Here is a 15,116-nt window from a genome sequence, read left to right as displayed (position 1 = left end):
AACTTTATCATTTTAATAAATTATTCACAAAAAATATCTGTACTTTTGGCGTTTCAAAAACCGAGCCATACTTTTACAAAAATACATTTAAAAGGATTGCGTACAAATAGATTACACATACTTTTTGCCCTGAGTTTTACAGTGTTTATAAACACTTTTAGCTTCGCACAAGAATTACCTAAAAAGAACGTATCAATTCCTGCTGAACATTCTACAGATTCTACAGCTATTGATGTTGATGCAATTGCCATTGATTCCATTTTAAAACCACCACTGAATATAAAAGAAATTGACTCAACCAAAAAGGATTCCACCAAGAAAAAAGGACTTTTAGCGGCCATTGTAAATTATAAAGCTACCGATTATGTAGCTCTAAATCAAAGAAAGAAAGAAATATACCTTTATAACGAAGCCGAAGTGATCTACCAAGACATGGAAATAAAGGCTGGTATTATTGTTATTGATTATAGTAAAAATTTGGTATATGCTGGTCGAATAAAAGATTCTACTGGTTATACACAACGCCCTGTTTTTAAACAAGGGCAAAACGTCATTGAGCCCGACTCTATTGTTTTTAATACAGAAACTAAAAAAGCTCTAGTTTTTAATTCTAGAACGGAACAAATGGGTTTTAAAGTGTATTCCCCTATCACTAAAAAAGAAAATGATTCGGTTTATTTCATGAAAAACGGCAAGTTTACAACTGCTGAGGATGAAGAAGATCCAGAGTATCAGTTTGTGACATCTAAAATGAAATTAGTACCTAACAAAAAAGTGATTGTAGGTCCGACTTATATGGAAATTTATGGTATACCAACACCAATTGCGCTTCCATTTGCCTTTTTTCCTATGACAAAAAAGCAGACTTCGGGAATTATATTTCCTTCCTTTGGTGAAGACAATGATCGCGGCTATAACTTGCAAAATGGGGGTTATTATTTTGCTATAAGTGATTATCTAGATTTAGCTGTACTTGGAGATTATTACACCAATGGGAGTTACGGCTTGCGTATAGAAAACAGTTACGCAGTTCGATATAAATATAGAGGAAACGTTAGTTTTAGATATGAAAATTTGTTAAGTAGTGAGCGTGGATTTCCAGATTTTAGTCAAAGTACCGTATATAATATAAGGTGGTCACATAGCCAAGATGCGAAAGCAAATCCGAATTCACGTTTTTCAGCATCTGTGAATTTAGGAAGTAGCACTTATTTTCAAGAATCCATAAATCAGTTAAATCAATCTAATTTTTTGAATAATACATTAGCCTCTTCGGTTTCGTATTCGAAAACTTTTTCTGGTGAACCACAAGTTAATGTTAGTTTAACAGCTTCTCACAGGCAAAATACTAACACAGGAGATATTGATGTGACCTTGCCTACCCTTCAAATGTCGATGGGTAGAATTTATCCTTTTGCACCAAAAACGGGAGCAAAAAAAGGGGCTATTCACAATATTAACTTTCAATTGAATACTAGAGGAGAGTACTCAATTCAAACCAATGATTCTATATTTGGTAAAAGCGAAATGTTTGATGACGCTAAAGTAGGCATGCGTCACAGTATTCCTATTACAACCAATTTTAAAGTATTCGATCATTTTAGCGTTAGTACCAACGCTAATTTCGAAGAATCATGGACCCTAAAAACCGTTAAAAAATTCTACGATCAAACTGAACAACAAGAAGTATTAATAGACCAAAATGGATTTGATCGCTTCTTAACCTACAATTTTGGAGCCAGTGTTGGAACCACCATTTATGGCATGTATAATTTTGAAGAAAAAGGTGAGAATAAGAAAATAAAAGCAATTCGGCATGTTATGCGACCTTCTATCAGTTATACTGTAAACCCTAAATTCGACCAGTATTATGAAACCTACGATGTGATAGATGCAGACAATAATACTATATTAGACCAGGTTGAATATACCCGATTTGAAAATTCATTATACGGAAGACCAGGCAATGTCTACTCTAGTAGTGTCGGTCTTGCTTTAGGAAATAACCTTGAAGCGAAAATCCGTTCAAAAGATTCAACAAAAACAGAACCTGAAAAAATATTCATCTTAAATAATCTTAATTTTTCAACCTCTTATAATATTGCTGCAGATTCACTTAAGTGGAGTCCTGTACGCGTTAGTGGTGGTACTCAAATTTTAAATAAAAAAATGAGTATTAATTTTGGAATGACGCTTAATCCTTACGCTTTAAACAGCAATAACAACGTTATTAATACCTACAATATTAATAACGGCGGAAGTTTATTTAGGCTGACCTCTGCCAATATAAATATGAGCTACACCTTATCTAACGACAGTTTTTCTGGTAGAGCGTCTGAAGAAGATAAAGCCTCTTTTGAAGAGTCTACGCGATCTGGAGGACGCGCTGATGACTTATTTGGTAAAGCTCAAGATTTTGCGGATCGCCGACTTTCAGACAGCGATAAGAATTTAGACAATGAAGAGGAAAATAATGAATTCTATAATTATAAGATGCCCTGGAGTTTAAGATTGGCATACGCTGCTAATTACGGTAATACTAGACGAGAAAATCAAATCTCTTCACATTCGTTAATGTTTTCGGGTGATGTTGATCTCTCTCCACGTTGGAGTGTCGGAGCGTCATCTGGTTACGATTTTTTAAATCAAGGATTTACCTATACCCAATTACGCTTTGAACGCGATTTATTAAGTTGGAAAATGAATTTTTCTTGGATTCCCTTTAGTGAACGTACGTCATGGAATTTCTTTATTGGTATTAAGTCTAGTCTTCTAAAAGATTTAAAATACGATCAGCGTAAACGACCAGATCAACGCGTTGGGAATTAGGTTAGAGTTTCGAGCTTTTACAGCAACACACAACGTTGACAATTCCTCTTTTTTTAAGACGCTAAAAACTTTAAAACTTTTACGATGACAACCATCGCTATGCTGTTTTTTGGCAATCAAATTGAACGTATTAACAATTCCTTTCTTCAAAAAATATGTTAAATTTGAAATATAGTATAACGCGAATAAGATTTTAAATAATAGAACATATCTGAACAAATTCAGCTTAACATGAAAAAAATAATAAATACCTCAAAAGCACCTGCACCAATAGGACCATATAATCAGGCGGTTTTAACAGGAAATACCCTTTATACATCCGGTCAAATAGCTTTACATCCAGAAACAATGGAATTGGTTTTAGATGATATTAAAACCGAAACCAAACAGGTTATGGAAAACATGAAGGTCGTTTTAGCGGCTGCTGACATGACGTTCGAAAATGTTATTAAATCATCGATATTTATTAGTGACATGAACAACTTTAAACAAATAAATGAAGTTTACGGTAAATATTTTAATGAAGCTACTGCTCCAGCAAGAGAAACTGTAGAAGTTGCCAATTTACCTAAGTTTGTAAATGTAGAAATTAGTATGATTGCTGTGAAGGCATAGTTTTTTGGATTTTTATAAAACGGATAATATCCATACCTTTAATTAGAGCACTCAGATTATCAGTTTTATTTGCATTTAAGCAGCAAATTATATTCTTAATTAAAGATTAGCAATATCTTAATAGCCCTAAAGCCTTAAATTTTAAAAAGTTACATAAAATATTTTTGTAAATTAATTACATATCAATTTACAAAGTTTACAAAGTTCACTTTATGAATTCATCTACACTAAACATCATACCAAAACGACCTACAGAAGCCGCTAAGGAAATATATGAATTATCAATTTCTCACAGAGAAGAAACGGAGGAATCAAGACGACTTGCTCCTGCTGTAGTGAACCGAATACAGGAGTTGGGATTATTCAGAATAGGTTTACCAAAATTTCTTGGTGGATGGGAAGATAATCCAATAGAAGTTCTTAAGACCTATGAAATATTGAGTAGTGGGGAAGCTGCGGTGGCCTGGAGTGTTTGGAACAATCATCTTGCCTGTACGTTTGGCAGATTCTTAGATGAAGAAAGTATGAGAGAGATATATAATAATTCAGCTCACGTTTATGCCAACTCAGCACGTCCTGAAGGATTTGCCCAAATAGTTGATGGCGGTTATAATGTTTCTGGTCGTTGGACTTTAGTATCTGGATGTGAATTATCAGATTGGTTTGTTATGCGCTGTCTAGTCACTTCCGATGATCTTCCTAAGTCATTGGGTCCGGGGGCAAAATTAAAATTATTTTTCATTCCAAAAGAAGCTGTTAACGTAATAGATACATGGAGTGTTGGAGGTTTACGAGGCACCGGAAGCCATGATGTAGAAATAAAAGATACGTTTGTAAAAGAATCATTTGCTGTAGATTTTGAAAGTATGGTGCATGTGGATAATGCTTACAACCGACTGCCCATTGGTTGCTTAAATGCTGCGGGGTGTGCGTCCATAGCCTTGGGCTTATTAAAGTCTGCTACAGACGAATTAATAAGTATTTGTCTCGATAGAGTGACTCCAGACAAAAGTCCTGATATTCGAGACCGAGCTACAGTTCAATCTGCTATCGCCAAAAGTAAGACGACTTTAGATGCTAGACGCACACAACTTTATCATTCTGTTGGCATATTATGGGAAGAAGCTCAGAAAGGGAACAGGTTCACCGATGTGCAATTGGCTGACGTTTGGGCTGCGGCAATTGAAGCAGCGACATCGTCCAGAGCTTTAGTAACGGAAATATTTGCTGTTACAGGCACAGCTTCATTATATACCAAATACAAAATAGAACGTGCGCATAGAGATATACATGCGGTACTACAGCATGGTATAGTTCAACCACATTGGATGAATCAAGCTGGAATGGCATATGCGGGTTTAAAACCAAATGGTGCTATGTTTAGAATATAATATTATCACATTTCAAGATTCAGTATTTAACCAATATTGAGTCTGAAAATTACAAGTTAAAAATTGATTTTAAGAATTATTATATTTATTTAAGTTAACTTATAATTTTGAAAAAACAACGAGCTATTAATACACAGGTTTAATGATTGAAGTAATAAAAGATAAGAAAGAATGGAATGAACTTTTAGCGAAGGTGAAAGAAATGGACTTCTATCATACTTACGACTATCATCATCTTTCAAAAACCAAAAAAGAGTCTCCTATTCTTTTAAAATACACTACGGGAAACACTATTTTAGTACTTCCTTTACTCTTAAGAGCTATAGAAAATTCTATATATAAAGACGCTACTTCTGTGTATGGTTATTCAGGTCTTTTAGTTTTAAAATTAGATCCACAATTTAATAAAGCCGATTTCCATAAAGAGCTGAATGCTTATTTTAACGAAAATAAAATTATTTCAGTTTTCTCTAGACTTCATCCCTATATCCATCATCAAGAAGATCTTCATAGTGGATTAGGCACCATTATAGAACTTGGGAAAGTCGTTTATATAGATTTAACTGATCCACAAGACGTTCAACGCGCAAAATATAATAGAAGGTTAAAAACCTATGTAAATAAAGCACGGAAACTGTGTAGTGTTTTTGAAGGCAATAAAGAAGAACATCTCAATATTTTTATTAGATTATACGAAGAAAATATGAGACGTGTTAATGCAGACGATCACTATTTTTTTGATACCGATTATTATCATCAACTTTTATCAAGCAAAGAATTTGAAACGAAGTTAATGCTCTGCCAACATAAAAAAACAAAAGAAATTATTGCCGGCGCCCTATTTATGAAAATGGGTAATATAGTTCAATATCATTTATCGGGTCTTAGTAATGAATACTTTCAGCTAAACCCTATAAAACTGCTTATTGATGAAATGCGTGTTAATGCTACTAATGAAGGCTACAAATATTTTAATCTAGGAGGTGGGTTAGGAAGTGAAGAAGATTCACTTTTCAAATTTAAACGTGGTTTTTCAAAAGAGCATAAAACTTTTAAAATTTGGAAATATATCGTTGATGAAAAAGCTTATAAAGCATTAACCAAAAATCATTTCAAGAGTGATTTAGATAATGAAGACTTTAACGTGGGGTACTTTCCTGCTTATCGCGCACCGTTAAAAGCTCAAAAGATTTAATGGGTTCTATCTTTTACGTAGACTGCATGTAATACTTTCTTTAAATCACAAATGAAATCCTAAAAAAAACTAATCTATTTTTTTATGTAATTTGTTTTAAACCTTGCGTTTTCAATAGGTTTTTTATTTTAAATGTTGGTTGTCGTCATTTATAATAATTACTGTTATTTATATAAAAACATTCTTAACTAACTATAGATACATATACTTTTATCAATAAACGTCATTATTATTAAAGTTAAGATATATTCAGTGGATATTCTTTAAGCTATTTTAAATTAAAAAAATATACTTTACTAGAAATATGACTATTAAAGTTTTAAATGGTTATTATAAACACATATAATATTGAAACTAAAAAAACAAGACTTAAAAGACTTCTTAGAAGAAAAAGTAATTCTGTACAATAACCCAAAATTTATTGAGAGCGATCCTATACAAATTCCGCATCAATTTTCTAAAAAAGAAGATATTGAGATTGCAGCTTTTTTAACCTCTACTATTGCTTGGGGCAATAGAAAAAGCATTATAAAAAATGCAAATCGTATGATGGAAATGTTGGATCACTCCCCTTTTGAGTTTGTTACACAACATCAAAAATCAGACTTAGAGCGTTTTGAAGGTTTTGTTCACCGTACTTTTAATAGCGAAGATTTAAAACAGTTTGTAATAAGTCTGCATCACATTTATCAAAATCACCAAGGTTTAGAAGCTGTGTTTGCCAAGCATGCTGAAAATACTTCGCTTCAACATAGTATCCATAATTTCAAGAACGTCTTTTTTGAGCAACCACATCTAGAACGCACTAAAAAACATGTCAGCGATCCGCTAAAAAATTCGGCAGCAAAACGAATTAATATGTTTCTACGTTGGATGGTGCGTAAGGATAACAACGGTGTAGATTTTGGAATATGGGAAACGTTATACCCATCACAATTAAGCTGCCCATTAGATGTGCATTCTGGTAACGTGGCTCGCAAATTAGGATTACTAAAACGAAAGCAAAATGATGGCAAGGCCTTAAATGAATTAGATAGAGCCCTCCGTAAACTCGATTCAAAAGATCCTGTAAAATATGATTTTGCGTTATTTGGTTTAGGCATTTTTGAAGGATTTTAATCGTATCGCAAAGACAAAAACTTATAGGTTGATATTGAATTCTTGCCTTTGCAAGAATGACAATTATATTTATATCTTTAATCTTTTTAATTAATATTCGTTGTCATGAAAATTCATAGCACATTACTACTCTTAGTTTGTTTCACTTTAAGTTTTTCTCAAGATTTAAAAATTCCGGTGGATACCACAATAGTCAGTAATCATTCAGTCACTATTAAAGGTAAACAAATAAATTATAAAGCCGAAACTGGGTTTCAACCGGTTTGGGATAATGAAGACAAGATCATAGCTTCACTCTATTACACCTATTACAAACGTACTAATGATACTAAAGGTAACAATCGACCAATTATATATTCTTTTAATGGTGGACCCGGGTCAGCGTCGCTTTGGATGCATATTGCTTATACAGGTCCAAAAATCTTAATTATTGACGACGAAGGCTATCCTACACAACCTTATGGCATTAAAGACAATCCAAATTCTATTTTAGATGTAGCTGATATTGTATTTATAAATCCTGTAAATACAGGCTATTCGAGAAAAGTAGCCAATGAAGAAGGAAAATTGCCGGACGATAAATTGTTCTTTGGTGTAAATGCAGACATTAAATATTTAGCAAGTTGGATGAATACGTTTACCAATAGACACAATCGATGGCAATCACCAAAATATATTATCGGTGAAAGTTATGGTGGCACACGCGTTATGGGTTTATCTTTAGAGCTACAGAATAACCAATGGATGTATCTTAATGGTGTAATTTTGGTGTCTCCTGCAGATTATAAAGTTTTGCGTGTTGGTGGTCCTTTATCCTCTAGTTTAAATTTACCGTATTATACAGCAGCTGCTTGGTATCATAACATGCTTTCACCTACTCTTCAGAATAAAGATTTATTAGAAATTCTACCAGAGGCCGAAGATTTTGCCATTAACGATTTAATGCCCGCATTAGCAAAAGGGGGATTTATTGGGGAAACCGAAAAAAATGCTATTGCAAAGAAAATGAGTTATTATTCAGGGGTATCTGAAAAGGTAATTTTACAACAAAATTTAGATGTTCCAAATCGTTTTTTCTGGAAAGAATTATTACGTAATACCACTGGTGAAACCATCGGCAGGTTAGATTCGAGATATATTGGCATCGACAAAGTAGAAACCGGTGATCGTCCAGACTATAGTGCAGAGCTTAGCTCTTGGCTACATTCCTTTACTCCTGCTATTAATTATTATATTCAGAATGAATTGGGTTTTAAAACTGATGTAAAATATAATGTTTTTGGCAATACAGGAAATTGGGATAGAACCAATGATGATACAAGAGAAAGTTTACGCCAAGCCATGGCACAGAATCCTTACTTAAAAGTATTGACTCAATCTGGTTATTACGACGGTGCAACAACCTATTTTTCAGCCAAATATTCGCAATGGCAAATAGACCCGAGTGGCAAAATGAAAGATCGCTTTTCATTTAAAGGTTATAAAAGTGGTCACATGATGTATCTCAGAAATGTTGATTTAATTACAGCCAACGACGATTTAAGAGAATTTATAAGTCACTCATTACCAAAGGGGAAACCGGCTAAATATTAAATATTATTCTTGTCTTAATAGTTTTTTATAAACCTCTTGATTATTTTAGCATGTAAAGTGTTAAATCTGTTTAGCTTAATTTCCCCAAATATGATAAGTCCTAAATTTCCTGAAAATGAAACACAGCGAATGGCAGCTGTAAAGTCATATAATATTATAGATACTTTACCAGAGCAAGATTATGACGATATCACTGAGCTTGTGGCATCCGTTTGCGACACACCAATAGCGTTAATTACGGCACTTGATGAAGATCGTAATTTTTTTAAATCGCATCACGGCATACCATTTAACGATTCTCCTAGAGAAATTTCATTTTGTGGTCATGCCATTTTAGGTGACGATATTTTAATTATTAAAGATGCTCGGAAAGATGAACGCTTTAAAGATAACCCTTTAGTTGTGGAGCAACAAGCTATATTTTATGCTGGTGTCCCTTTAATAGATCCTGAAGGCTATAAAATTGGAACACTCTGTACTTTTGATCACAAACCAAGAGAATTCAGCCCTTCTCAAATAAAAGCTTTAAAAACGTTGGGCAAACAGGTTGTAAAATTATTTGAATCTAGAAGAAATAATTATAGATTACAAGATGCCAACGATGAGCTAAAAGTACGATACAAGCAGTTAAAGAAGTTTGCCAGTCATGTGTCTCACGATTTAAAATCTCCTTTAGTTAATATAATAGCGTTAACCAATTTATTAAAAGATGAAAATAATGATACACTCACTCAAGATACTGTTCTATATATTCATTCTATTGAAGAATCTGCGAACATCTTAAAAAATTATATTGATGGTATTCTTAAACATTATAAGACCGATGAATTAATTAAATCAAAGCGGGAAACTATAGAACTTAGTGATTTATGCCAAGATATAAGTCAAATTTTAATCGTTAAGAACGATGAATTAATTTGTTCTAATAGGATCGTTGAGAATATAAATAAATCAGCGTTGTCTCAGATTTTGATTAATCTTGTAGATAACGGTTTAAAATATAATGATAAATCGCAACGTATTGTGAAAATCAGTTACGACTCGTTAAAGAATCATCATCAGTTCACCGTAGACGATAACGGTATTGGAATTCCTGTAGATCAGCAAGAAACCATCTTCGATATTTTTCAAACCATACAAGGCGATTTTAGTAAATCCAGCACTGGAATTGGACTGAGTTCAGTGAAGAACCTAGTAGAAAAATTGAATGGCCATATTACGATAAATTCTGAGGTTGGTAAAGGAAGTACTTTTACTTTCACTATTGAAAAATAAAAAAGCGTTAGTAATAAGAATTACTAACGCTTTTATTAATATTTTAAAATCGAATTATCCTTTCAACCAGGCCGCTCTAAGTGCTTTTTGTGCATCTGTGGCATTTTCATCCTCTATAATAGATTCATCCGTAGCGAACGCTTTAGTTAAAGTAGTTTTTATCTCAACAGACTTTCCGTTTCGTTCTAATTCCATAGTAATTTCTTGACCTTCTTGCCAGGCAAACATGCCACCAATTATTTGTTGTGCATTTGCCATGATTAATTCAGTTCCATTCACTTTTTTTATAACGTCCCCTTCTTGAATTCCTTGTTTTTTCCAGAATGAGTTTTTAAGTGCTACTGGGGAGAAGAAAATAGTTCCTTTTTCTTGATCACCATCAAATATTACGTTTTGTCCTCCTGCAAAAATATAATTAGTTTCTACTTGGGTTTCTCCCGTCTTTAAACCAACCATATCAAAAAATTCGTTATAATTAATAGGGACATCACCTTCAACATGTGTTTTAAGAAATTCTCCCACACTTGGATAGGTCATTTCTGTAATTTCAGCGATAAGATTATCATCTACAAATGGCTTTTCTTTCCCATATTTTGCAGAGAGTTCTTTCATCAATGACAACATACTTCTGTTACCATCACTTTCCTTTCGCATTAAAATATCGATACACATACCTATCAAGGCTCCCTTCATATAAACGTTATAATACTGTGCTGCAAAAGGTTCATCCAAAACATTTTCACTCATTATAGTAAAACTCATGGCATCGTCTAAACGTTGTGTAGAAACATCAATTTTAGACTTCATAGTATTGTAAAATGTAGAATTATCTACCAACCCTTCATACACTTGGAAATGTTGTGCAAAATACTCTGTTACACCTTCGTACATCCAGAGATGCTTAGAAAATGTAGGTTCATTATAATCAAAATAGTGCACGTCTTCTGAATGTACTGAGAGTGGTGTTACAATATGAAAAAACTCATGAGCAACCACATCAATCATGGAAGCTTTCAAACCTTCTAAACTACTGTTTTCACTAAAGACTACAACCGTTGATGTATGGTGTTCTAAAGCGCCAAATCCTTTTGGAGAAGTTTCATCACCTTTTGAGAGATACACATATATATCGTAACGTGGTGTACTATTTACGTCACCTAAATAGCTCTTTTGAGCTTCCATCATCTTATAGACCGTTTCTTTTAGGCTTTCCGCTGTATGTTTTCCTGTGGGTGAAAAAAGACTTAAAACAATTTTGATGTCACCAACCATAAATTCCTCAACGTCCAACTTTCCGTACATCATTGGGTTATCTGTAATATCAAAATAACGCTGTGCAAAATAACTGCTCGTTATAGCGGAACCATCTTCACTAGTTTTAGTTCCTTTGTCTTCTAAAGCTGAAGTTCTTTCAAAATCAGCAGGAGCTGTAACATCTAAAGCATATTGATTGTTCTTTAACGAATCGAAATAACCAATAAATCCATGAAGATTTAAAACATAATTATCCGATTCTATATTCGTACCAGCAGGGGAAAAGGGTTGTTCACCACCAATGCCTCCATTAGTTTCTATATCAAAAGTGTCATTAACATAGTAGTTAAGTTTATCTAATTTTGTAGCGTCTGTAATTGTCCAAGTATTAGTATCATCTTTGGATACTGTTAATTCATTTCCGTTATAGTCTAAAGCCTTAAATTCATCAACATATTTTCCGAAATCACTAACAGAATAAGTACCTTGTACTACTCTTGGCAATCTATACGTTACAGTTTCCGTTGTAAAACGTCCGGGATTAATAGTTACAGGAACTCTATCATTATTTACAGCGGTTAAATCTAAGGCTGTTACAATAGGATTATTTACTGCTAAATCATCGACTGTTGTTTTTGCAGACCCGCAACTCACTAAAACGATACTCAAGCCAAGTATGGCCAAATAATTCTTCATGTTTAAAAATTTTTATAAATAGTCTTACAAATCTACAATCTGTTACCACTTTAAATCTAAAGGTTTTGTTAAATTCGCAGCATGTCGCAACCCTTAATTAGCATATTAGTTCCTTTCAAAAATACAGAAGCATTCATAGCTGAATGCTTAGATTCTATAAGAACGCAATCCTATTCTAATTGGGAAGCTATTTTTATCGATGATAATTCTGGCGATAATTCATATACGATAGTCAGCGATTATATTAAAAAAGAGCGCCGAGTACAACTTTATACAAATGATGGCAACGGAATCATAGACGCTTTAAGAACGGCATATAAACATGCTTCCGGGGCATATATTACAAGAATGGATAGCGATGATTTAATGACGCCCATGCGATTAGAAACTATGATCACCAATCTAAAAATATATGGCCGGAAACATCTAGCCGTTGGACAAGTAAAATATTTTAGAGCCGATGGTCTTAGTGATGGTTTTGCACGTTACGAGAAATGGCTAAATAGTTTAACGGTAGAAGGTAAAAACTATACTGAAATTTATAAGGAATGTGTTATTCCTTCGCCTTGTTGGATGCTGCATCGAGATGATTTTGATGCCTGCGATGGCTTTAATCCGAATATTTATCCTGAAGATTACGATTTAGCATTTCGTTTTTATAAAGCTAATTTTAAATGTATTCCTTGTGATAAAACTCTACTACTTTGGCGCGATTACAGCACTAGAACCTCTAGAACTCACGAGCATTATGCAGAGAATTCTTTTTTAGACCTTAAGGTTCATTATTTTTTAGAGTTGAACTATGACGCGTCGCGACCCTTGGCCATTTGGGGAGCCGGACATAAAGGTAAAACATTAGCCAAAATCTTACTGAAACAAAATATTCCATTTTTTTGGATTTGTGATAACCCGAAGAAAATAGGCAAACATATTTACGATCAAGAATTATTTAATTTTGATTATTTGACTACACTTAAAAATCCACAGAGTATTGTAACTGTTGCCAATAGTAATGCCCAAAGGGAAATTAAAGGTTATTTTAGAAAGCAAAAAATGCAATCTATGATAGATTATTTCTTTTTCTGTTAAATTTCTCAAAAGCGAAACTCTGTAATCTCTTATGATTATATATATTTGAAATATTGAGATCTTCCAGGTTTTCTATGCTGAACTTATTTCAATAGTTAACCTATTTGGTCATTAAAAATCATAATAACTACGCATGCAGTTTAAAAATCCAGAATTACTATACGCATTATTTTTGCTGGTTATTCCTATACTGATACATTTGTTTCAACTGCGACGTTTTCAGAAAGTTGAATTTACCAATGTTAAATTTTTAAAATCCGTAAAGCTTCAAACTCGAAAAAGTTCACAGCTAAAAAAATGGATTACACTTTTAACACGTATGTTGCTTTTAACTTGTATCATTTTTGCATTTGCTCAACCTTTTATTCCGAATACTGAAGATTTTAACCAATCACAAAAAACGGTTATTTATTTAGATAATTCCTTTAGTATGGAAGCTAAAGGCAATAACGGAACTTTGCTAAACGAAGCAATTCAAGATATTATTAATACGGTGCCCGAGGATGAAAATATAAGTTTATTTACAAACAACGCTACCTATAAAACCACTACCGTTAAATCCTTAAAAAACGATTTAATTCAATTAACGCATTCACCAACTCAACTTAATTATGAGGCGGCATATTTAAAAGGCAAACAATTATTTTCTAATCGAGGTGCGGCGACTCAGAATTTGGTCTTAGTATCGGACTTTCAACAAACAGATAAACTGTTGAATTTTGAGGTCGATTCTACGGTACAACTTAAATTGGTTCAACCAAAATCTACATTGATTTCAAACATAAGTATCGATAGTACTTACATTTCAAATATAACCGCAGAAACTATAGAGTTAAAAGTAAAATTATCTAATGAAACCGCACCTATCGATAATGTCACCATTTCTTTATTTAATGACGATGTATTGCTCACTAAAAGTGCTGTTGATATCGATAAAGACGCTGAAGCCACTTTTACAGTCCCGAACAATAAGGTGATTAATGGAAAATTAATGATAGCTGATGCTGGTTTACAGTATGATAACACATTCTTTTTTAATATTAATGCCAAACCGAAAATTAAGGTGCTAGCAATTAATGAAGCCGCCGATGATTCCTTTTTAAATCGGATTTATACAGATGATGAATTTGACTATAAAAGCTACAAGTGGAATGCGCTTAATTTTAATTTAATTCCTGATCAGAATCTCATTGTTCTCAATGAGCTTACAACCATTTCAAATGCTTTAAAAACCGCCTTAATTGCATTTAAAGCCGATGGTGGTAAACAGTTAATTATTCCATCCGACGGAATCAATCTAGAGTCTTATAATCAGACTCTTAAATCATTAGAGATACATGATTTTGAAAATGAAAATAGTAACGAAAAGCGTATTACAAACATCAATTATAATCATCCACTACTAACAAATGCTTTCTATTCTAAAGTTTCCAATTTTCAGTATCCGAAAGTCAAAAAATCATATCGTTTTTCTTCAAATTCAAACAACGTTTTATCTTATGAAGATGGTTCTCCTTTTTTAGTTGGAAACAGGGATACCTACGTATTTTCTTCGGCATTAAACTCAGATAATTCTAATTTTAAAAATTCACAATTAATCATTCCTGTATTATATAATTTAGGATTACAAAGTCTGAAATTGTCTAAACTCTATTATACGATTGGTGAGCCAAATTCTGTCGCAATTCAGACGTCTATTGGACAAGACGAAATATTGACTTTAAATTCTGAATCAACATCTGTTATTCCTCTGCAACAAACCTATAGCAAATCTGTAGTCCTTGACATGGACGATTTTCCAGATACCGCTGGCATTCTAAATGTGAATAACAAAGACATTTTTCTGCAAAATATAAGTTTCAATTATAACAGAACAGAAAGTAATCTAAGCTATTATGATTTAAATGCACTAGCTGATATTAATGTAGAATCAAGCTTGGCAACGACCATCAATAATATAAAAAGTAACACAACAATTAATGCGTTATGGAAATGGTTTGTTATTTTTGCATTGGTATTTTTGCTCATAGAAATGTTACTTTTAAAATATTGGGAATAAT

10 protein-coding genes are annotated in these 15,116 nt (G+C 33.0%); 9 read left to right on the top strand and 1 reads right to left on the bottom strand.

What is annotated here, in order from left to right; all coding sequences use genetic code 11:
* Positions 1-45: 45 nt before the first annotated feature.
* The 7 genes from QMA06_RS10430 (at position 46) to QMA06_RS10400 (ending at position 10,017) form a co-directional block, all read left to right on the top strand.
* Entirely contained in the window at positions 46-2,829 is a 2,784-nt protein-coding gene (locus QMA06_RS10430) for a putative LPS assembly protein LptD (protein ID WP_290206793.1), read from the top strand.
* A gap of 231 nt (positions 2,830-3,060) precedes the next feature.
* On the top strand, positions 3,061-3,444 hold the full coding sequence (locus QMA06_RS10425) for a Rid family detoxifying hydrolase (RefSeq protein ID WP_290206792.1): 384 nt from the start codon (positions 3,061-3,063) through the stop codon (positions 3,442-3,444).
* A 212-nt stretch (positions 3,445-3,656) separates the two neighbouring features.
* Positions 3,657-4,835 carry an acyl-CoA dehydrogenase family protein gene (locus QMA06_RS10420; RefSeq protein ID WP_290206791.1) on the top strand — a complete coding sequence of 393 codons (1,179 nt, stop codon included), beginning with the start codon at positions 3,657-3,659 and terminating at the stop codon, positions 4,833-4,835.
* 142 nt (positions 4,836-4,977) lie between these two features.
* Positions 4,978-6,030: a peptidoglycan bridge formation glycyltransferase FemA/FemB family protein gene (locus QMA06_RS10415; RefSeq protein WP_290206790.1), complete on the top strand. Its 1,053-nt coding sequence runs from the start codon at positions 4,978-4,980 to the stop codon at positions 6,028-6,030.
* A 342-nt stretch (positions 6,031-6,372) separates the two neighbouring features.
* Positions 6,373-7,149: a TIGR02757 family protein gene (locus QMA06_RS10410; RefSeq protein ID WP_290206958.1), complete on the top strand. Its 777-nt coding sequence runs from the start codon at positions 6,373-6,375 to the stop codon at positions 7,147-7,149.
* Between the two features lie 105 nt (positions 7,150-7,254).
* Positions 7,255-8,742, top strand: a complete 1,488-nt coding sequence (locus tag QMA06_RS10405) for a S10 family peptidase (protein ID WP_290206789.1) — start codon at positions 7,255-7,257, stop codon at positions 8,740-8,742.
* 90 nt (positions 8,743-8,832) lie between these two features.
* Positions 8,833-10,017: a sensor histidine kinase gene (locus tag QMA06_RS10400; RefSeq protein WP_290206788.1), complete on the top strand. Its 1,185-nt coding sequence runs from the start codon at positions 8,833-8,835 to the stop codon at positions 10,015-10,017.
* Positions 10,018-10,071: 54 nt separating this feature from the next.
* Here the strand turns inward: QMA06_RS10400 and QMA06_RS10395 are convergent, their stop codons facing one another.
* Positions 10,072-11,967 carry a M61 family metallopeptidase gene (locus QMA06_RS10395; protein ID WP_290206787.1) on the bottom strand — a complete coding sequence of 632 codons (1,896 nt, stop codon included), beginning with the start codon at positions 11,965-11,967 and terminating at the stop codon, positions 10,072-10,074.
* An 81-nt stretch (positions 11,968-12,048) separates the two neighbouring features.
* On the opposite strand from QMA06_RS10395, the gene QMA06_RS10390 reads away from it, so the two are divergent.
* Both QMA06_RS10390 and QMA06_RS10385 read left to right on the top strand, forming a co-directional pair.
* Positions 12,049-13,056, top strand: coding sequence for a glycosyltransferase family 2 protein (locus QMA06_RS10390; protein ID WP_290206786.1), 1,008 nt, complete (start codon positions 12,049-12,051; stop codon positions 13,054-13,056).
* Between the two features lie 133 nt (positions 13,057-13,189).
* The gene (locus QMA06_RS10385) at positions 13,190-15,115 is read left to right on the top strand and encodes a BatA domain-containing protein (RefSeq protein ID WP_290206785.1); all 1,926 of its coding nucleotides are present in this window, start codon (positions 13,190-13,192) and stop codon (positions 15,113-15,115) included.
* Position 15,116: the final 1 nt, after the last annotated feature.

It is taken from the genome of Winogradskyella bathintestinalis (genome assembly GCF_030407435.1).
Lineage (GTDB): Bacteria > Bacteroidota > Bacteroidia > Flavobacteriales > Flavobacteriaceae > Winogradskyella > Winogradskyella bathintestinalis.
This window is presented reverse-complemented; position numbering and strand designations above follow the sequence as displayed.

What these genes read in the sequence shown, in the direction of transcription:
- QMA06_RS10405 (WP_290206789.1), top strand. Translation starts at nt 7,255, where the DNA reads ATGAAAATTCATAGCACATTACTACTCTTAGTTTGTTTCACTTTAAGT.
- QMA06_RS10390 (WP_290206786.1), top strand. Translation starts at nt 12,049, where the DNA reads ATGTCGCAACCCTTAATTAGCATATTAGTTCCTTTCAAAAATACAGAA.
- QMA06_RS10425 (WP_290206792.1), top strand. Translation starts at nt 3,061, where the DNA reads ATGAAAAAAATAATAAATACCTCAAAAGCACCTGCACCAATAGGACCA.
- QMA06_RS10415 (WP_290206790.1), top strand. Translation starts at nt 4,978, where the DNA reads ATGATTGAAGTAATAAAAGATAAGAAAGAATGGAATGAACTTTTAGCG.
- QMA06_RS10395 (WP_290206787.1), bottom strand. Translation starts at nt 11,967, where the DNA reads ATGAAGAATTATTTGGCCATACTTGGCTTGAGTATCGTTTTAGTGAGT.
- QMA06_RS10385 (WP_290206785.1), top strand. Translation starts at nt 13,190, where the DNA reads ATGCAGTTTAAAAATCCAGAATTACTATACGCATTATTTTTGCTGGTT.
- QMA06_RS10400 (WP_290206788.1), top strand. Translation starts at nt 8,833, where the DNA reads ATGATAAGTCCTAAATTTCCTGAAAATGAAACACAGCGAATGGCAGCT.
- QMA06_RS10420 (WP_290206791.1), top strand. Translation starts at nt 3,657, where the DNA reads ATGAATTCATCTACACTAAACATCATACCAAAACGACCTACAGAAGCC.